The following is a 17,807-nucleotide window of genomic DNA, read 5'->3' as shown; positions in this document are numbered from 1 at the left end:
ATAAAACCTTTGTTATTTTAATAAATTTGAAATTTTACCTTGTAATTTAAGCCATTGTTTATGCTCGAATAAAGGAAATCCTGCCCATTGTTTTTTAGGTTCATGTATTGTTTTCGTAACTCCACTACGTGCAGCAATTGTTGTAAATGGTGCAATTTCTAAGTGCCCTGCTGTTGCACTTTGTCCGCCCATCACAACATAAGGATGTAATGTTGTAGATCCAGATAATCCAACTTGTGCAACTAAAATAGACCCTCGACTAATTTTACAATTATGCCCAATATGTACTAAATTGTCTATTCTTACACCATCTTCAATAATTGTTGAGTTAAAAACTGCTCTATCTATTGTAGAATTTGCTCCAATTTCAATATCATTTCCGATTGTTACATTACCATTTTGATAAATTTTTATATATTTTCCATCTTTTGTATTTGCAAATCCAAAACCATCACTACCTATTACAGTTCCAGCATGAATTATACAATCATTTCCAATACTACAATCTCTATATACTGTAACATTTGGATAAATAATAGTGTTATTTCCAATAGTTACATTATCACCAATAAAAGCTCCTGCCATTATTGTACAATCACTTCCAATAACTGAATTTTTACCAATATATACATTTGGCATAACTTTTGTTCCACCACCAATTAATGGTTTCTCACCATCCATTTCTATCACATTTGGAGCAAAAAGTTTGCTTATTTTTGCTAACATTAAATATGGTTCATCACAAATTAAAGCAATACTTGAAGATGGAACTTCTTTTGAATTTTCTTCTGTTACTAAAACAGCTGCTGCTTTTGTATTTTTCAAATCCGATAAATATTTTTTATTTTCTAAAAAAGTAAGTTGATTTTCATTTGAATCTAATAAAGTATTTAAACCTGTAATTTCTTTTTTCTCTTGGCAATCTATACCAATAAAATCTGCAATCTCTTGAAGAGTCATTTTTTATCCTTAATATAAGAACAAGATAAGAGCAAAATACTCTTATCTTTCCATTGCAACTATTCCACTTCTTACAACTTCAAGTGGATTAAATTTTTGCATAACTTTGATGAAATTCATAATTCTTGCACTTGAATCAGTAGCACTTACAATAATAGCTTCATCCGTAACATTTTGAATTGTTCCATGATAAGCACGAGCAATTACATCTATATCTGATAAATTATTATCAATTGAGAATTTCATTAAAACTGTATCTTTTTCAACTACATTTTTATGTTCATTTACTTTTAATACAGGAATTAATTTATTTAATTGTTTAACAATTTGATCAATCACTCTTTTATCACCTGTTGTTACAATTGTCATTCTTGAATAAGGACTTTCTGCAATTGGAGCAACAGTTAAAGAGTCTATATTATAACCTCTAGCTGAAAATAATCCAACAATTCTTGATAAAACATTATGTTCATTTAATACAACAACAGAAATAACTTGTCTTGTTGTTTCACTATCATAATAATGATTAAAATTGTTCATTATTTTCCTCCTTCTATTAATGTCATTTCATTTAATGCATGACCATTTGGAACCATTGGTAATACCTCTTCATTTCTAGCAACAACAACTTCAATCATTGCTGGTTTTTTCTTTTCTACTGCATCTTTTAAAGCAGCATCAAACTCCTCTTTTGTAGTAACTCTATAACCTAATCCCCCAAAAGCTTCAACTAACATTTTAAAGTTTGGTTGAGCTGATAAATCAGTTTGAGATAATCTATTATCATAAAACATTGTTTGCCACTGTCTAACCATACCTAAGTAGTTATTATTTAAAACAATATTTATTACTGGTAATTCATATTCAACACAAGTCATAAGCTCTTGAATATTCATTAAAATTGATCCATCACCAGTAAAATTAACAGAAACTTTGTCTGTTCCTTTTATAGCTCTAGCTACTCCTAAAGCTGCTGGTAATCCAAATCCCATTGTTCCTAAACCACCACTTGTAACCCATTGTCTAGGATATGAAAATGGATAAAATTGTGCTGTCCACATTTGATGTTGACCAACATCAGTAGAAATAATTGCTTTTGAACCTAAAATTTTTCCTACTCTTTCAATTGGCCATTGAGGTTTAATAACTTCATTTGAATCAATATATCTTAAAGGTTCTTTTTCTCTATAATCTTTTAGTAATTCAACCCAATTTGTATAATCATTAAATTCATAATCGCTTATTGCTTCTATCATAGCTTTAACAGTAATTTTTAAGTCTCCAACAATTGGATAATCAGGAACTACTAATTTTGCAATAGATGTGGGATCAATATCTACATGAATAACTTTTGCTTTAGAAGCAAATTCATCAAGTCTTCCTGTTACCCTATCATCAAATCTTGCACCTAAAGAGATTAATAAATCTGTTTCATATGCAGCCATATTAGCTGCAAATTCTCCATGCATCCCTAACATTCCAAAGAATAATGGATTTTCATCACCCATTGCTCCTCTTGCCATTAATGTCTCAACAGCAGGAATATTTAATTTTCTAGCTAATTCTCTAATTTCAAATGCACAATTTGATAATATAGCTCCACCACCAACATATAAAAGTGGTTTTTTAGCATTTGAAATAGCTTCCATAGCTTTTTTCAATTGTCTTTTATTGTAGTTAATAGTTGGTTTATATGTTGGTAAATTTATCTCTTCTGGATAAATAAATTCAGCAACTTGAGCAGTAATATCTTTTGGAATATCCACATGTACAGGTCCTGGTCTTCCAGTACTTGCTATATGAAACGCCTCTTTTATAATTCTTGGTAAATCTTCAATTCTATTAACTAAATAATTGTGTTTAGTACAAGGTCTTGAAATTCCTACAGCATCAATTTCTTGGAATCCATCAGTTCCAATAATTGTAGTTGGAACTTGTCCTGAAATTACAACTAAAGGAATAGAATCCATATATGCATCAGCTAATCCTGTAACTGCATTTGTAAATCCTGGACCACTTGTTACTATTGAAACTCCAACTTTACCTGTAGCTCTTGCATAACCTTCTGCTGCAATAATTGAAGCTTGTTCATGTCTATTTAGAATGTGTTGAAAATAGTTTTGTTTATATATTTCATCATAGACGTTCATAATAGCGCCTCCAGGGTATCCAAATACTACTTCAACCCCTTCTTGATGTAATGATTCTACAACCATTTTTGCGCCAGTCATCTTCATAATAATTCTCCGTTTTTCTAAAAATAAGGTTTTATTTTACAAAAACTATGATTAAATTACCTTTTGATAGAAAGATTAATTTAAAAAAATTGTTTTTTTCTTGGAAATGAATAATGTTTTAATAAAAACTCAATATTTTTTGATATAATAAAAGTAACTATTTTTAAGGAGTAAATATGGATGTAAACGCTATAAATAATAATACGCTTTCTAATTTAAACACTTCTTCACTGCAATTAGAAAAAACTTCTTCAAAATATAAAATTAATGATTCTGAAAAAGAAGCTTTAAATTTAAATATCAATAATTATAATAAACAAAGAGATGAATTATCTTTAAATGTTCAGTCTTTAAATGATGGAATAGCAATTTCAAAAATTGCACAAAATGGAATTGAAAAACAGCAAGAATTTTTGAAAAACGTTCAAAATAAACTTGAAAATACAAATAATTTAGAAAATAAAAATGATATAAAACAAAGTATAAATGAAGATTTAAGAAATTTTAATCAAACAGCTTATGAAACAAAATATAAAAATGAATCATTATTGGCTAATGATTTTTATGATGATAAAACAACAATTGATATAAATACAAGTTCAGAAAATTTTACAATGTCAAAACCAAATACAACAAATTTTGCTAATGATATTTTTGAAACTATAAATAATAGTGATTTAAATAATAATGAAAATTTGAACAATGCTTTAAATAAAGTATCATCTTCTTCAAGTCAATTAGATAGTATTTCTAATCAATTTTCTCAGTTTAGTAAACAACTCGAAGAAAAAGCATTAGAAAATATAAAAGAACAAAATAATCTATATAATGAAAATAAAATGAACAAAAATAAAGATTTTGGAAGAGAATCAACTGATTTCTCAAAATCTAATGTAAATGCAAATGCAGGTTATTTAGCTGCTTCTCAAGCAAATATAGTTCAAGAGCAAAGTGTAAGATTACTTTCTTAATTTTTACACTTTGTTAAACAGTAGTTTATAGCTACACCTTCTCTTAATCCATCGTCTAAAACTATCGATTCTTTTTTATTTAAAACTTCAAATATTGCTTTATAAATAAAAATTCCAACTTCAATAAATTCAACTCTACCACGACCAACAAGTCTTGCAATTTCTTCTTTTGAAGAGTTTTTAAAAATATCTAAACTATTTGCTAAATCTTCTAAATTAACAATTGCTCCATTTACAATATTTCTATCATAAGAGAAAAAATCTTGTCCTAATTTAATAGCTGCTATTGTTGTAGGAGTTCCAGCGGTTGCAACAAAACTATAATTTTTTAAATCTAAATGTAGTGAATCTAAAAAATCTCTTATTTCTATTTTTCTATTCTCTAAATCTTTATGTAAGTCATGATTTTTTAAAAATTTTTGAGTCATTGTAACAATACCAAAATCAAAACTTTTTGCACTATATTTATCTTTAGTATTTACGATAATTTCAGTAGAACCACCACCAATATCAAGAAGTATAAAATTATCTGAATTAATATTTTCTCTTTTTAAAGCATACTTAACGGCAAGTAAAGTAAGTCTTGCTTCTTCATCGCCATTTATTATTTCAAAATTTATTCCCGTTTCATTTTTGAAAAATTCTAAAACTTCTTTACTATTCTTTGCTTTTCTCATAGCTGCTGTTGTAACACAAACTGCATTTTCAGGTTTATAATTTAGAACTTCACTCGAATGTTTAATTGCACTTACTACTCTTAGCATTGCTTCTTTTGAAATAATCCCAGTATCTACTAGGCCATCAGCCATTCCAACAACTTCATTATATTCTAAAACGATTTTATGATTTAAACAATCATATTTTAAAACTCTAAAAGAGTTTGAACCTAAATCAACACTAACAATTTCATTATTCATAGGTTTTCTTATAAATGAGGAATTTTAACTTTTGAATTTAGTAAATAACCTATAATTATCATCATAAAAAGAACAAAAGTTTCAGATATAAATCCTGTTAAAAAAATCAAATAAACAATCCACAATAAAATAGCACCTAAAGGAGTTGGAACACCTGTAAAATATTTTTCTACTTTACCTTCATCTGCATTGATATTAAATTGAATTAATCTTCTTAATCCTGAAATTACATAATAAACGAATGCAAAAATAATTAAAGGAACACTTAAAAAAGGTTCTTTTGTATCAATTATTGCAAAATAGATAAACATTGCTGGAACAATTACAAATGATAAAAAATCTGCAAATGAATCTAACTGAATACCAAATTGAGTAGAAAGATTATATTTTCTCGCAATTTTTCCATCAAATATATCAAATCCTCCAGCAAGCCATGCAAATAATGCTGCTGCAAAAAATTGATGGTGTGTTAGAAAATAAATTGCAAATAGTCCTGATGCAATATTAAAAAAAGTCACTATATTTGCTAAATTAAAGTGATTGTATTTATTAAACAAAAAACTCATTCTTTCCCTTTGTTATATATATGATATTGATTTCTTCCATTTTCTTTTGACTTATATAAGCATTCATCTGCAAATTTATAAAGTTTGTTTGCTGAAATATATGAATTTGGCTCATATATTATAGCTCCCATCGAAATAGAAACAACATCGAGTATTTTACTATTTTTATGCTCAATTTGTAATTCGATAATTCGTTTATTCATATCTTTTAGGCAATTTTCTAAAATATTTAAATCAATATCAAATAAAATTACTCCAAATTCTTCACCACCTAATCTAAATACAAATTCATATTTTTTATTAAAATATTCTTTTAAATTATTTGCAACTTTTTTTAAAGTCACATCTCCCGAGTCGTGACCATATGTATCATTATATTGTTTAAAATAATCTATATCAATCATTATAAAAGCACATTTCCAATTATTTGCATTTGCAATAAATGGCATATTATCAAAAATCGTATCAAAATATTTTCTATTATAAAGTTTTGTCATTGAATCTGTAATAGAATCTATTTTATATCTTTTATTTAAAATAGTTAATTGTCTGTCTTTTTTTATAACCTGTAAAATAATATAAGCGATAACAACAAATGACAAAATTAGAATTAAAACTATATTATAAAATAGATAATTTTTCATTTGCTCATAATCATCTAAAAAAGCTTTTCTTTGTTTAAAGGCTTGTTGTGTTTCATATTTTATTAGAAAATCAATTCTTTTTAAAATATTGACAAATAAATTGTATTTATTTTCTTTAAATGAATTTAATATTTCATCATTAATTGTATCAACAACTATTCTTTCATCATTATTTTTATATGATTTAAAATAATAGTCCCATTCTTGTAATATAATTTCTTCTTCTTTTTTAAAATCACAATTATATTTTACTTTTCTACAATTTGCTATTTCTTGATAATTATCTGAAATAATTTGAAGTTTTATAATAGGAATTAGATTTCCAAAATAGATATTGTCAATTTGCTTTTTTAATTCATCTATTTGGCTATAAAATAGTAAAGCAGAAACTATTAATGTAGCAAGAACTGTACATACGAGCATTAACAGTTTTAATGTTGTAGACTTTAAAAACTTGTATATCATTTAGTTATTTTATCCAAATAAAAGTAAATCTTTTATTTACATTTTCATTCTTTTTTGTTAAAATGAAAGAAAAAATGGATTACTTTTGGAAATAACTGATAATTATCTAAATATATCATCAATTTATCAAGAATTATCTCTTAAAAAAAGTCAATTATCAAATATTGACAAAAAAGAGAATGAAAAATCAACTTTTGAAAAGAACGATTTAGTAACTCTTGGTGAAAAAAATTATGATGAAAATGATTATCAACGAGTTTTAAATAAATTTAAAAATAAAGATAATGAAGTAAGAACTCATGAACAAACTCATGCATCAGGTGCGACTACAACAAGTGCAATAAATTATAATTATCAAGTTGGACCAGATGGAAAATTATATGCGATGGGTGGAAGTGTTAGATTTGATACATCTATACCAGAAAATTCACAAAGTGCTAAAGTAAAACTTGAACAATTAAAAAAAGCATCTAGTTCTGTTAGTTCTTTAAGTGGTGCAGATGCAAGTATTGCACAAACTGCAAATTTAAATAAAATGTTATTAGAAAGTTTAAAACAAGGATTTACTTATGAGAATTGATAATAATTTAAATTCGATGATAGCTTCAGAATTACAAATAAATGATATGGCAACAAATATTGCAAGAGTTGCAAATACAGTTGCAGATCCAGAGTTTCAAGAAGTAAGTGCAGATTTAATAGATTCTATTGTAGGACAAATTCCAGAAGTTATTTCATATTCTGCAAATGCAAAAAGTATAGAAACGCAAAATGCTGTTTCAGATATGTTATTAAATATTAAGGCTTGAAAATGTCAAAAATAAATATAGTTTGTCCTCATTGTTTAAAAATAAATGCCATTCCTTTTAAAGATAGTTATTCAAAAGCAAATTGTGGAGCTTGTAAAAAATCATTACTTGATACATCACCTATAGAAGTAGATGAATCAAATTTTGATCATGTAATTGTAAATTCAGAAATTCCAGTAATTGTTGATTTTTGGGCACCTTGGTGTGGACCTTGTAAAATGTTTGCTCCAATTTTTAGTGAAGTTTCAAAAAAATATCCTTTGAAAGCACTTTTTGTAAAAGTTAATACAGAATCACATCAAAATTTAGCAGGAAGATTTAATATAAAATCTATTCCTACATTAATAGTTTATAAAAATGGTATTGAGAAAAAGAGAGTTTCAGGAGCTTTAGATCCACTTAGACTATCAAATCTTGTAAATGAAAGTTTATAAGAACTATTTATTAGTTTTTATAAACTTATTTAACTCTTTTAATTGAGTTTCATTAAATACCATAATTCCATTTTCTTCAAGTAATTTTGCTGTTAAACCTTGTCCGGCTATTAAATTATTAGAAAAAGTTCCATCATATATATTGATATTTCCACAAGAAGGAGAATTTGCCTTTAAAAGTGCAACTTTGATATTTTCATCTTTACAAATATCTAAAGCTTTTTTTGCACCTAATAAAAAATTTATTGTTATATCCAGTCCTTCTTGATTTTTAACAATAAAAGGTTTATCATTTTTTACTATTTCAGCTGGAATTCTTGGAATTGATAATCCACCAGCAACTTCAGGACAAAATGAATAAATTTCATTTTCACATAAAATATCCATAAATAGTTCTTTTAGTGAGAATGAAAATTTCGGATTAAATGCTATAGATGAATTATTTCCATCATATCTAACATCTTCTCCCAATAAACAAGAAGATATTAATATTTTCATATAGTATTATCTTCTTCAGTTACTTCATCCGTTAATTCTTTTAAATCTTTATAAAAGAATGTTGATAATTGGATATTACTAAAAGCTGCTTTCATTGAAACAAAGATTTTTGGATTTTCTTCTTCAAGTTTAGCTAATAATTCTTTTGTAGTAGCTCTTGCATGTGGCATTTTTACATCAAATCTTAATCCAGGACAAGCTTCATCACCAATTACATTGATTTCATTTGTATTTGCAAATGCACGTAATTGTCTCTCTCTACAAAAAATCAAAGGTCGAATAACTTCTAAACCATTTTCAGCTTTATAAATGGGAGGCATAGAACGCATAGTTCCATTATAGAAGAAGTTCATAAAAAATGATTCCATTGCATCATCTAGATGGTGTCCTAAAGCTACTTTGTTATATCCTTGCTCTTGAGCTGTTGAATATAAATATCCTCTTCTCATTCTTGAAAAGAATGAACAAAAAGAGGAATTTTTTCTGATTTTTTCACCAGCCAATTCAAAAATTTGTGTATCAATTATTTGATGTTCAATTCCATGTTCTTTACAATGGTTGCTTAAAAACTCAACTTGTTCACCCATACCATAAGTTACAGTTACAGCCTTAAATTCAAAATTGTATGGAGCGACTTTTTTTAATCTATTTAATGTATGAATTAATGTTAAAGAATCTTTTCCACCAGAAAATCCAACTAATATTCTATCACCCTCTTTTATTAATCCATATTCTGCATTAGTTTTTCCAACTATTGTAGAAATTTTTTTACTTAATTCAACCAATATATTATTCCTATAATTTTTTTGTGATTATATCAAAAAAGTTTTAATACTATTTTACATCAAAACTAAAATGGTAAGAATCAATTTTCATATCTTGATTCAAATAGAATTTATGTGCTTCATGTCTATGGACAGAAGAATCAAGATGAATTGATGTACAATTTTGTTGTTTTGCATAGATTTTTATAAAATTCAATAAAGCTTTTGCAGCATCAGATGATTTAACACTTTTATCAGTCACAAAATCATCGATATAGATATGTTTTCCCCAAGCAAGTTTTTCTCTTATTGAAAATCCTACGACACAAATGATTTGATTATTATCAGTAATATATGCCAGTTTATAACCACTTTTAATCTGTAAAGAGATACTCTTTAAAAAATCTTTTTCTGATAACTCTTTTTTAATTTGATGCATTATTTTATAACAATATTTTATTTCTTCTTCTGTTGCAATTTTTATTTCCAATAGAAAATCCTTTTATTATGTTATTATGGCAACTATATTCACTAAATTTAAAGTATAGAGAAAATTTTACTCTAATTTTAGATAAAAAATATATAATTTCATAAATATTATACAAAGATTCAAAATGACATTAGAAGAAGAAAAAGAGTTTAAACAAAAAATCCAAGAGACTATTTTACCATTTGCAGTAAATATGACAGAAGATCAAATAAGAAAAGTTATATTATCTGTTGAGAAATCAAATAGTAATCTACCAAAAGGTTTTGCGGATATGTTATTTGAACAAATAATGGTATATAAATATAATCAATTAAATAAATAATAAAAGTAAATATGAGAAATTTTATAAATTATAAAGAATCAATTGAAATAATAAATAATATTCAATTAAACAATGCCACAACACAAAAACTATTTATCACAAATGCAATTGGAAAAGTTATTGCAAATGACGTAATTGCATCACATAATAGTCCAGAATTTCCAACTTCAGCGATGGATGGATATGCCATAAAATTTGAAGATTTAAAAAGTGAATTTTTAGAAATAATTGCAAAAAATCCTGCTGGTAGTGTAGTTGAAGTAGAAGTTACATCAGAAAAATGTATAAAAACATTCACAGGTTCACTTATGCCAAAAGGAAGTGATACTTTAATTCCAATAGAAAATGTTGAAGTATTTGATAATAAAATTAAAATAAAAAAAGAGGTTCCTTTTGGTTTTGCAGTTCGTGATATTGGTGAAAACTATAAAAAAGATGAAGTTTTAATCAAAAAAGGAACTATTATTGGTTTTGCAGAAATTGGTGTTTTAGCATCATTAAATATTTCTCAAATCAATGTTATTGTAAATCCTACAATTGCCATAGCAAGTACAGGAAGTGAAGTTTTAGATTTAGGTGAAATACAAACAAACGAAGCTCAAATAAGAAGCTCTAATCATTTAACTTTGGAAGCATTATTTAAAAGTAATGGTGCAAATATTTTACAAATGGGTGTAGTAAAAGATGATATTGATTCTATTACAAGCTTATTTGAAACTGCTTTACAAAAAGCTGATATTGTTGTGACAACTGGTGGAGTTAGTGTTGGTGATTATGATTTTGTACAAGATGTAGTTAAAGACAGATTAAAAGCAAAAATACTTTTTCACGGAGTTTCAATAAAACCTGGAATGCATATCTTAATTGCAACAAAAGATGAAAAAATTATTGTTGCTCTTCCTGGATTTGCTTATTCATCAACTGTTTGTGCGATACTTTATGTTTTACCATTAATTTATAAATTTAGAAATTCCAATGAATCTTTACCAATAATAAAAGCAAAAATAACTCAAAATTTTCCTAAAAAAACAGATAAAACTGTATTTACTGCTTGTAATGTTAGTTATATAAATGGTGAATATTTTGTAGATTTCAAAGGTAAAAAAGAAGGAACAAGCGCTATTTTAACAAATATGCTTGAAAGCCCTGCTCTATTGATTCAAGATGAAAATAGTGGTGATTTAAAAGCTGGTGATTTAGTAGATATTTTATTAATTAATCATTTAAAATAGATGTCTAAAAATCTATTTCATATTCTTATGGTTTTTGCCATGGTGTTTTGGGGAGCATCTTGGATAAGTACAAAAGTTCTTACTACTTATGTAAATGAGTATGAATTAGTATTTTTAAGAATGGGAATATGTTTTATTACAATGTTTCCAATAATATATTTTTATAAACTTTCATTTAAATTTGATTTTAAATCTTTTCTTTTGATTTTAGTTGCTTCTGTTGTTTTAACATTTTATAGTATTGTTATGTTTTTGGGTGTCGAACATGGAACAGGAAGCTTTGGTGGAGCTTTAGTAACAACGCTAATTCCAATAAATACTTTTATAATAATTGCAATAATAAATCAAAAAAGTATTAGTTTAAAACACTCTTTTGCATTAATACTTGGAGCTTTTGGAGTTTTAAATATGCTAAATATTTGGAATTTTAATTTAAATGAGATTTTTTCAAAAGATAATATATACTTTTTAATAGCTTCTATTTTATGGCCAATTCTTACTATAATTACAGCAAAAGCTACAAAAATAAATGCTATGGTATTTACTTTTTATACTTATATAATCTCTAGTTTCACTCTTTATTTATTTTTTGTTGACAATACACTGTTTACAAAAATAATAAACTTTGATTCTATTTTTTGGTTTAATATTTTTGTTATAACTATTTTAAGTACAACTTTTGCAACATCTATTTATTTTATTGGAGCAAGTAAATTAGGTGCAAAAGAGGTATCTTCATATATATTTTTAGTTCCAGCATCAGCTCTTATAATTGGAGCTATATTTTTAGGAGAAAAGATTACTTATAATATAGTTATTGGTACAATTTTTACAATAATTGCTATTTATATTCTAAATAATTTAAATATTTTTAAACTATTTAGAAAGAATTAAAAAGTATTACAATTATTCAAATCACCAGTATCAAAACCTTTTTTAAACCAACTCATCCTTTGAGCTGAAGTTCCATGTGTAAAAGAATCAGGAACCACATATCCTCTTGCTTCTTTTTGTAAAGTATCATCGCCAATCGCATTTGCTGCATTTAAAGCCTCTTCAATATCACCTTTTTCTAAAGAGTTAAAATCTTTTTTAGAATAATATGCCCAAAGCCCAGCATAACAATCAGCTTGAAGTTCAACCTTTACTTGAAGTTGATTCTCTTTTGTTGTTGATAGATTTTGTTTTGCTTTTTGAACTTCGCTTAAAGTTCCTAAAAGATTTTGAACATGATGCCCTATTTCATGAGCTATTACATAAGCTTGTGCAAAATCTCCTGGAGCATCATGTCTTTTTGCTAATTCATCAAAAAATGATAAATCAAGATATACTTTTTCATCAGTTGGACAATAAAATGGTCCAGTTTGAGAAGAAGCAAATCCACAACCACTTTTTACTGAATTTCTAAATAATACAAGTTTTGGATCAACGTACTTTAAATCATACATTTTAAAAACTTTGCTCCAAATATCTTCTGTTTGAGCTAAAACTGCACTTACAAATTGAGCACTTTTATCATCTGTTTTTTCATTTATTACTTTATTTGAACTATTATTTGATGTTGTATTTCCATCCATCAAAGATAAAGGATTAAATCCCATAAAATAAGCAATAACTCCAACTATTAAAATTATTCTTCCTATTTTTGTACCTAAAAGTGTCTTTACAATAGGAATCAATAAAGCTAAAGAGTTATTATTGCTACCAAAATTTACTCCTGTTTCACCTCTTCTATCTTCGACATTTGAACTTTTTCTATTATCTTCCCATTTCATTATGCATCAACCTTTTTTCTATTTAACCAAGGTTTTATTAAATAATATGACATTAAAACTAGCATAATAAAACTTGAAATTTGAGATAATAAGGAACTTCTTTCTTCTTCAAGACTAAAATTTAATATATTTACATTTGTAAAAAATGTGTCAAATAAGTAACCAAATAATAAAGATAAAACAGCAATCATAGTTAAATAGATAATTAGTGAAGTTTTTCCTAAGCTTTTATATACAACACTCATTGTTATTAAACTTGTTGCTGGACCAGCACTTAAAAGTATAAATGCAGCTCCTGGACTCATACCTTCTATTATTAAAGCAGCAGCAATTGGAAGTGAAGCAGTTGCACAAATATATAAAGGCATTGAAAATAAAATTATTACAAGATAAGTTAAAAATTGATTTTCAAAAAGTAGACTTGTATACTCTTTTGGAGCTAATGAAGTAAAAAGTGTTGCGAAAATAAGTCCAATAAAAAGTGGTTTTACCATATCTTTAAATAAAGTTACATAAGCGTAAGAGAAAACTTCTTTTATAGAAAAAGTTTTTTTAGCTGGTTTTTCTGAACTACAAGAACAGTGACAAGAACAAGAAGAAGTTTCTTCTTTTTTTATCTCTTTTTCTTCATCTTTGTCAAAAATATTTTGAATAATTCCTACAACAATCGCAATTATAATTGATGAAATAACTCTATAAATTGTAAAAATAAGACCAAAAAAAGAGTAAGTTGCTAAAATAGAATCAACTCCAGTTATTGGACTTGATATCAAAAAACTCTGCACTGCACCTTTACTAGCACCCTCTTTTCTAAGACTTTGAGCAAGTGGTATAACAGAACAAGAACAAACGGGAAGTGGTATTCCAAAAATAGTAGCTTTTATAACTGAACTTATATTTCCACTTCCTAGATGTTTTATTATAAAATCATCTGGAACTATTTGTTTTAAAAATCCAGCAATTAATAATCCAACTAAAATATAAATAGCCATTGCATCAAGTAACGCTAAAAAGTTATTAGCCAAAGTTATTGCTAATTCCATATTTATTCCTCTTGAGAATTTATCAATTTATTTGAAATTTGTTTTTTAGGTTTTACACCTAAATCTATAAACTCTTCAGCTCTTTTTATTAGATTTGCATTTCCTAAAGTAAGTTTATTCATAGCACTATCATAAGCTTTTTGAGTTCTGTTTATATTTACGCCTATATCTTCAATATCAGCTACAAATGAAGCAAATTTGTCATATAAATCAGCTGCTTTTTTAGAAATCAATAAAGCATTTTCATTTTGATGTTCATTTCTCCAAATATTTTCTATTGTTCTTAAAGTAACATATAAAGTTGAAGGAGAAACTAACATAATGTTATTTTCAAACGCTAATTTAAATAGATTATCATCAGTTGAAGTTGCAAGGATAAAAGCACCTTCAACAGGAATAAACATCAATACAAAATCTAAAGTTCTGACACCATCTAATTCTTCATATTTTTTAGAACTAAGTGCTTTGATATGAGATGTGATTGATTTTACTAACTCTTTTGAAGCTGTTGCTTTGTGTTCTTCATTTTCAGTTTTACAATAGTTTATATAAGCATTTAAAGAAACTTTAGAATCAATAACAATATCTTTTTTTGATGGTAAATGAACAATAACATCAGGTCTTAATCTTTTTCCATCATTGTCATTGAATGAGCCTTGAATTGTATATTCATTCCCTTCTCTAAGTCCAGTTTGGTCTAAAATTGATGATAAAATCATCTCTCCCCAATCACCTTGAGTTTTATTTTGTCCTTTTAAAGCTTTTGTTAAATTAACTGCATCAGTTGAAATCTGATTATTTAAATCTTTTAGATTTTTTATCTCTGTTAAAAGTGAAGTTCTTTGTTTTGTCTCTTCATTATGAATTTCATTTACTCTTTTCCCAAAAGATTCTAGCTGATCTTTAAATGAAGTTAAAACTTGTGTTAAATTTAAATTTGATTTTTTTTGATTTTCATCAAATAATTTATTTGCAAGATTTTCAAACTCTATTTTTAATTGTTTCTTTGACTCTTCTAAAAGAGTTATTTTTTCATTGAAATTTTCTTCTTTTATTTCAAACTCTCTAAGAAGTTGTTTCTCTTTTGCTTCAGACATTTTTGCAAGGCTTGAAAGTTTAAATTCATAAGCTTCTATTGTATTTGAATTTATTTGAGAAGCGTGTTTTTCCAAAATCTTTAATTTATCTTCAAAACTCTCTTTAATAAGTTTTTTTTCTTCTTCAAGTTTTCTATTGGCATTGTTTAGATTAGTTATTTGAGTTTCATAAGAACTATGATTTAATTCTATTTTTTCATTTAATGCTTTTAGTTTAAGTAATGCTTCATCTTGTAAAGCTTTTAATTGATTTTCGTATTTTTGTCTAGAAAATTGCAATATTATCAATAATCCTGATAATATTGCAATAAAAGTAACTATTAATGTTAAATAATTTACCTCAATTATTCCTTCACTTAACATCTATTTATTCTCACTAAATTTTAAACTTTTAACATCATATCCTAACTCTTTAAATCTCTCTACTAAAGGTGGATGAGAATAATAAAAGAAAATATATAAAGGATGTGATAAAGGAAATGATTTATTTTCATTTGCCAGTTTTAACAAAGCATTTACTAAATCTTCTTTTGTTGCCAAATTTGAACCAAAACTATCTGCTGCATATTCATTATGTCTTGAAATAAAAGATATTAAAGGCATTAAGAAAAATGACAAGATTGGAGAAAAAATCAAAAATACAACTATAATTGCATAAGGTTCATTTTGTAAATTTAGTCCTAAAAATAGTTTATCTGGTAAATTTCCAAAAATTGCAAAAAATACAAACATAACAACACCCATAATTCCAATATTTTTTATAATATCACCATTTTTAAAGTGTCCTAATTCATGCCCTAGAACTGCTAATAATTCATTATGTGTTAATTTTTCAATCAATGTGTCAAATAAAACTACTCTTTTTGTACTTCCTAATCCACCAAAATAAGCATTTAATCTATTATCTCTTTTACTTGCATCTACAGAAAAAACTCCACTACTTTTAAATCCTACTTCATCTAAAAGATTTTCTATTTTCTTTTCTAATTCTTTATCTTTTAATTTTTCAAATTTATCAAACATTTTATCTCTGATTACTGGATAAAGCATATTTATCAAAATAATAACAGCAAATATAAAAGCAAATCCCCAAATCCACCAAGCAGAAAAACTATTTATAATAAATGAAATTCCTGCAATTACAATTGAACCAAAAACTAAAAACAATATTCCAGTTTTTATTGTATCTTTTATAAATAAAGCTGGTGTCATATTTGAAAAACCATATTTTTTATTTAATTTAAAAGTTGAATAAAGTTCAAAAGGTAAAGTCAAAAACCAATTTATAACAATAAATAAATCTACGAAAATCACTGCTTTTAACCAGTATGAATCAACTTGAACTAAAGAATCTAAATAAGATAACCCAAACCCAATCCATAAAATAAATAATACAAAATCATAGAAAGTTGAAACAATAGCAAGTTTTTCTTTTTCTATTGAATAATTTGCAGCCTCTTCATATTTTGCTGAATCTAATATAATAGCTTGTAATGTTTTTGCATTTTTAACAAATCCTATTTGCATAAAAGAAGTATAAATATTAAATGCAAAATAGATACAAAAACCTATAACAAATATCTCTAACACTAAAAAATCCTTTTTAAATATTTTTATTTATATGATACAATTTTAATGCTTTTAATTGAATATTTCTTTTAATTCAACTAACTTATCTATAACTTTTTTATCATCAGTTATATAAATCAAATCATAATTTTCTTCAAATGACTCTTTTGTCCAATTTGTACTTCCAATAATGGCTTTAGAAGAATCAATTAAAGCAACTTTTAGATGCATTTTATTTTTATCTTTGTTGATTATGGTTTTTATTTCATTTTCTTTTAACAAATCCAATACTTCATCATCTTTTTTTGTTTTTTTATCATCAAATAAAACAGTTACTTGTACACCTTTTTTTGAGGCTTTTATCAAATCCTTTGCAAAACTTTTATATGAAAAGTTATACATTGCAATAAAAATCTCTGTTTTTGCATCCAATATAGCTGAACTAATTTGTTCTTGTGCTTTTTTTGAATCATTTGGAAGAATAAAAACTTCACTTGAATATAAATTTAAAACCAAAAACAAAGATATAAATAAAATTTTTAACATAATTTTTTCCTAATTAAATAATTCAAAAAAATCCAAAGGAATTTTTGAAGGTTTGAAATTTTTTAAAAATGCTAATTTAAATGTAGCTTTAAATAAAACTTCATTATCTCTAGTAATTTCTTGATACATTACAATTGAAGCCGATTTTTTTTCAACCAGTTTTGCAGATATTTCCAAAATATCTCCAAAAATAGCAGGTTTTATCCAATCTGCTATTGTACTTTTAACTACAAAAAATTCATCTTTATTATGAGGGGATAAACCTTTTTGAAAAAAAAGTTCACTTCTAGCACGTTCACAAAAATTAAAATAATTAGAGTGATAAACAACTCCTCCACAATCTGTATCTTCGTAATAAACACGAATTTTCATTATAATTTTCCTTATTATATATTTCTAATGTAAGTTCTTGATTGTATCTTTTATCAAATTCAATTGGACTTATAATTAGAAATAAAAGAACTTATT

The 17,807-nt window shown here is 25.9% G+C and carries 22 protein-coding genes; 7 read left to right on the top strand and 15 right to left on the bottom strand.

The window, feature by feature from the left end; translation table 11 throughout:
- Nucleotides 1-12: 12 nt before the first annotated feature.
- The 3 genes from lpxD to ADFLV_RS07730 are packed head-to-tail and all read right to left on the bottom strand — an operon-like array spanning nucleotide 13 to nucleotide 3,197.
- On the bottom strand, nucleotides 13-960 hold the full coding sequence (gene lpxD / locus ADFLV_RS07740) for a UDP-3-O-(3-hydroxymyristoyl)glucosamine N-acyltransferase (protein ID WP_129011606.1): 948 nt from the start codon (nucleotides 958-960) through the stop codon (nucleotides 13-15).
- 42 nt (nucleotides 961-1,002) lie between these two features.
- Nucleotides 1,003-1,500: an acetolactate synthase small subunit gene (ilvN, locus tag ADFLV_RS07735; RefSeq protein WP_014474208.1), complete on the bottom strand. Its 498-nt coding sequence runs from the start codon at nucleotides 1,498-1,500 to the stop codon at nucleotides 1,003-1,005.
- A complete protein-coding gene (locus ADFLV_RS07730; RefSeq protein ID WP_014474207.1) occupies nucleotides 1,500-3,197 on the bottom strand; it encodes an acetolactate synthase large subunit in 1,698 nt (565 codons plus the stop codon). The genes ilvN and ADFLV_RS07730 overlap by 1 nt, the downstream gene beginning before the upstream one ends.
- A 176-nt stretch (nucleotides 3,198-3,373) precedes the next feature.
- Here ADFLV_RS07730 and ADFLV_RS07725 point away from each other — a divergent pair, with 176 nt between their 5' ends.
- On the top strand, nucleotides 3,374-4,168 hold the full coding sequence (locus ADFLV_RS07725) for a hypothetical protein (protein WP_129011605.1): 795 nt from the start codon (nucleotides 3,374-3,376) through the stop codon (nucleotides 4,166-4,168).
- Here the strand turns inward: ADFLV_RS07725 and ADFLV_RS07720 are convergent.
- From ADFLV_RS07720 to ADFLV_RS07710, 3 genes are read right to left on the bottom strand one after another with little or no spacing between them, the layout of a single operon-like run.
- The gene (locus tag ADFLV_RS07720) at nucleotides 4,165-5,085 is read right to left on the bottom strand and encodes a Ppx/GppA phosphatase family protein (protein ID WP_129011604.1); all 921 of its coding nucleotides are present in this window, start codon (nucleotides 5,083-5,085) and stop codon (nucleotides 4,165-4,167) included. The two genes, ADFLV_RS07725 and ADFLV_RS07720, sit on opposite strands and share 4 nt — an antisense overlap.
- Nucleotides 5,086-5,093: 8 nt before the next feature.
- Nucleotides 5,094-5,651: a CDP-alcohol phosphatidyltransferase family protein gene (locus ADFLV_RS07715; RefSeq protein WP_129011603.1), complete on the bottom strand. Its 558-nt coding sequence runs from the start codon at nucleotides 5,649-5,651 to the stop codon at nucleotides 5,094-5,096.
- On the bottom strand, nucleotides 5,648-6,760 hold the full coding sequence (locus tag ADFLV_RS07710; protein ID WP_172658772.1) for a GGDEF domain-containing protein: 1,113 nt from the start codon (nucleotides 6,758-6,760) through the stop codon (nucleotides 5,648-5,650). The genes ADFLV_RS07715 and ADFLV_RS07710 overlap by 4 nt, the downstream gene beginning before the upstream one ends.
- Before the next feature lie 85 nt (nucleotides 6,761-6,845).
- On the opposite strand from ADFLV_RS07710, the gene ADFLV_RS07705 reads away from it, so the two are divergent.
- The 3 genes from ADFLV_RS07705 to trxC are packed head-to-tail and all read left to right on the top strand — an operon-like array spanning nucleotide 6,846 to nucleotide 8,003.
- Nucleotides 6,846-7,340: a putative metalloprotease CJM1_0395 family protein gene (locus ADFLV_RS07705; protein ID WP_129011601.1), complete on the top strand. Its 495-nt coding sequence runs from the start codon at nucleotides 6,846-6,848 to the stop codon at nucleotides 7,338-7,340.
- Nucleotides 7,330-7,569, top strand: a complete 240-nt coding sequence (locus ADFLV_RS07700) for a hypothetical protein (protein ID WP_014474201.1) — start codon at nucleotides 7,330-7,332, stop codon at nucleotides 7,567-7,569. Before ADFLV_RS07705 ends, ADFLV_RS07700 begins: the two co-directional genes overlap by 11 nt.
- 2 nt (nucleotides 7,570-7,571) lie before the next feature.
- Nucleotides 7,572-8,003, top strand: coding sequence for a thioredoxin TrxC (trxC, locus tag ADFLV_RS07695; RefSeq protein WP_014474200.1), 432 nt, complete (start codon nucleotides 7,572-7,574; stop codon nucleotides 8,001-8,003).
- A gap of 3 nt (nucleotides 8,004-8,006) precedes the next feature.
- Here trxC and ADFLV_RS07690 read toward each other — a convergent pair whose 3' ends face one another.
- The 3 genes from ADFLV_RS07690 to ADFLV_RS07680 are packed head-to-tail and all read right to left on the bottom strand — an operon-like array spanning nucleotide 8,007 to nucleotide 9,755.
- Entirely contained in the window at nucleotides 8,007-8,501 is a 495-nt protein-coding gene (locus ADFLV_RS07690; RefSeq protein WP_014474199.1) for a 2-thiouracil desulfurase family protein, read from the bottom strand.
- Complete coding sequence (locus tag ADFLV_RS07685; RefSeq protein WP_014474198.1) at nucleotides 8,498-9,286, bottom strand: tRNA 2-thiocytidine(32) synthetase TtcA; 789 nt, start codon at nucleotides 9,284-9,286, stop codon at nucleotides 8,498-8,500. Before ADFLV_RS07685 ends, ADFLV_RS07690 begins: the two co-directional genes overlap by 4 nt.
- A 49-nt stretch (nucleotides 9,287-9,335) precedes the next feature.
- Complete coding sequence (locus tag ADFLV_RS07680) at nucleotides 9,336-9,755, bottom strand: GNAT family N-acetyltransferase (RefSeq protein ID WP_014474197.1); 420 nt, start codon at nucleotides 9,753-9,755, stop codon at nucleotides 9,336-9,338.
- A gap of 124 nt (nucleotides 9,756-9,879) precedes the next feature.
- On the opposite strand from ADFLV_RS07680, the gene ADFLV_RS07675 reads away from it, so the two are divergent.
- The 3 genes from ADFLV_RS07675 to ADFLV_RS07665 are packed head-to-tail and all read left to right on the top strand — an operon-like array spanning nucleotide 9,880 to nucleotide 12,203.
- Nucleotides 9,880-10,077, top strand: a complete 198-nt coding sequence (locus ADFLV_RS07675; protein WP_014474196.1) for a hypothetical protein — start codon at nucleotides 9,880-9,882, stop codon at nucleotides 10,075-10,077.
- An 11-nt stretch (nucleotides 10,078-10,088) separates the two neighbouring features.
- Nucleotides 10,089-11,309 (top strand): molybdopterin molybdotransferase MoeA, encoded by a 1,221-nt coding sequence (locus tag ADFLV_RS07670; RefSeq protein ID WP_129011600.1) that lies wholly within the window; start codon nucleotides 10,089-10,091, stop codon nucleotides 11,307-11,309.
- A complete protein-coding gene (locus ADFLV_RS07665) occupies nucleotides 11,310-12,203 on the top strand; it encodes a DMT family transporter (RefSeq protein WP_129011599.1) in 894 nt (297 codons plus the stop codon).
- Here ADFLV_RS07665 and ypfJ read toward each other — a convergent pair.
- Genes ypfJ through ADFLV_RS07635 form a run of 6 tightly spaced genes read right to left on the bottom strand, consistent with a single transcriptional unit; the run spans nucleotide 12,200 to nucleotide 17,711 of the window.
- Nucleotides 12,200-13,084, bottom strand: coding sequence for a KPN_02809 family neutral zinc metallopeptidase (gene ypfJ, locus ADFLV_RS07660; protein WP_129011598.1), 885 nt, complete (start codon nucleotides 13,082-13,084; stop codon nucleotides 12,200-12,202). The two genes, ADFLV_RS07665 and ypfJ, sit on opposite strands and share 4 nt — an antisense overlap.
- The gene (locus tag ADFLV_RS07655; protein ID WP_129011597.1) at nucleotides 13,084-14,127 is read right to left on the bottom strand and encodes an SO_0444 family Cu/Zn efflux transporter; all 1,044 of its coding nucleotides are present in this window, start codon (nucleotides 14,125-14,127) and stop codon (nucleotides 13,084-13,086) included. Before ADFLV_RS07655 ends, ypfJ begins: the two co-directional genes overlap by 1 nt.
- Nucleotides 14,128-14,129: 2 nt before the next feature.
- The gene (locus ADFLV_RS07650) at nucleotides 14,130-15,587 is read right to left on the bottom strand and encodes a DNA recombination protein RmuC (RefSeq protein WP_014474191.1); all 1,458 of its coding nucleotides are present in this window, start codon (nucleotides 15,585-15,587) and stop codon (nucleotides 14,130-14,132) included.
- Nucleotides 15,588-16,814 carry a M48 family metallopeptidase gene (locus ADFLV_RS07645; RefSeq protein ID WP_129011596.1) on the bottom strand — a complete coding sequence of 409 codons (1,227 nt, stop codon included), beginning with the start codon at nucleotides 16,812-16,814 and terminating at the stop codon, nucleotides 15,588-15,590. It abuts the gene before it with no gap.
- Between the two features lie 51 nt (nucleotides 16,815-16,865).
- Complete coding sequence (locus tag ADFLV_RS07640; protein ID WP_129011595.1) at nucleotides 16,866-17,339, bottom strand: phospholipase D-like domain-containing protein; 474 nt, start codon at nucleotides 17,337-17,339, stop codon at nucleotides 16,866-16,868.
- Nucleotides 17,340-17,348: 9 nt separating this feature from the next.
- Nucleotides 17,349-17,711: a YbgC/FadM family acyl-CoA thioesterase gene (locus ADFLV_RS07635; protein WP_129011594.1), complete on the bottom strand. Its 363-nt coding sequence runs from the start codon at nucleotides 17,709-17,711 to the stop codon at nucleotides 17,349-17,351.
- Between the last annotated feature and the right edge of the window lie 96 nt (nucleotides 17,712-17,807).

It is taken from the genome of Arcobacter defluvii (genome assembly GCF_013201725.1).
Taxonomy (GTDB): domain Bacteria; phylum Campylobacterota; class Campylobacteria; order Campylobacterales; family Arcobacteraceae; genus Aliarcobacter; species Aliarcobacter defluvii.
This window is presented reverse-complemented; position numbering and strand designations above follow the sequence as displayed.

What these genes read in the sequence shown, in the direction of transcription:
- lpxD (WP_129011606.1), bottom strand. Translation starts at nt 960, where the DNA reads ATGACTCTTCAAGAGATTGCAGATTTTATTGGTATAGATTGCCAAGAG.
- ilvN (WP_014474208.1), bottom strand. Translation starts at nt 1,500, where the DNA reads ATGAACAATTTTAATCATTATTATGATAGTGAAACAACAAGACAAGTT.
- ADFLV_RS07730 (WP_014474207.1), bottom strand. Translation starts at nt 3,197, where the DNA reads ATGAAGATGACTGGCGCAAAAATGGTTGTAGAATCATTACATCAAGAA.
- ADFLV_RS07725 (WP_129011605.1), top strand. Translation starts at nt 3,374, where the DNA reads ATGGATGTAAACGCTATAAATAATAATACGCTTTCTAATTTAAACACT.
- ADFLV_RS07720 (WP_129011604.1), bottom strand. Translation starts at nt 5,085, where the DNA reads ATGAATAATGAAATTGTTAGTGTTGATTTAGGTTCAAACTCTTTTAGA.
- ADFLV_RS07715 (WP_129011603.1), bottom strand. Translation starts at nt 5,651, where the DNA reads ATGAGTTTTTTGTTTAATAAATACAATCACTTTAATTTAGCAAATATA.
- ADFLV_RS07710 (WP_172658772.1), bottom strand. Translation starts at nt 6,760, where the DNA reads ATGATATACAAGTTTTTAAAGTCTACAACATTAAAACTGTTAATGCTC.
- ADFLV_RS07700 (WP_014474201.1), top strand. Translation starts at nt 7,330, where the DNA reads ATGAGAATTGATAATAATTTAAATTCGATGATAGCTTCAGAATTACAA.
- trxC (WP_014474200.1), top strand. Translation starts at nt 7,572, where the DNA reads ATGTCAAAAATAAATATAGTTTGTCCTCATTGTTTAAAAATAAATGCC.
- ADFLV_RS07690 (WP_014474199.1), bottom strand. Translation starts at nt 8,501, where the DNA reads ATGAAAATATTAATATCTTCTTGTTTATTGGGAGAAGATGTTAGATAT.
- ADFLV_RS07675 (WP_014474196.1), top strand. Translation starts at nt 9,880, where the DNA reads ATGACATTAGAAGAAGAAAAAGAGTTTAAACAAAAAATCCAAGAGACT.
- ADFLV_RS07670 (WP_129011600.1), top strand. Translation starts at nt 10,089, where the DNA reads ATGAGAAATTTTATAAATTATAAAGAATCAATTGAAATAATAAATAAT.
- ADFLV_RS07665 (WP_129011599.1), top strand. Translation starts at nt 11,310, where the DNA reads ATGTCTAAAAATCTATTTCATATTCTTATGGTTTTTGCCATGGTGTTT.
- ypfJ (WP_129011598.1), bottom strand. Translation starts at nt 13,084, where the DNA reads ATGAAATGGGAAGATAATAGAAAAAGTTCAAATGTCGAAGATAGAAGA.
- ADFLV_RS07655 (WP_129011597.1), bottom strand. Translation starts at nt 14,127, where the DNA reads ATGGAATTAGCAATAACTTTGGCTAATAACTTTTTAGCGTTACTTGAT.
- ADFLV_RS07650 (WP_014474191.1), bottom strand. Translation starts at nt 15,587, where the DNA reads ATGTTAAGTGAAGGAATAATTGAGGTAAATTATTTAACATTAATAGTT.
- ADFLV_RS07640 (WP_129011595.1), bottom strand. Translation starts at nt 17,339, where the DNA reads ATGTTAAAAATTTTATTTATATCTTTGTTTTTGGTTTTAAATTTATAT.
- ADFLV_RS07635 (WP_129011594.1), bottom strand. Translation starts at nt 17,711, where the DNA reads ATGAAAATTCGTGTTTATTACGAAGATACAGATTGTGGAGGAGTTGTT.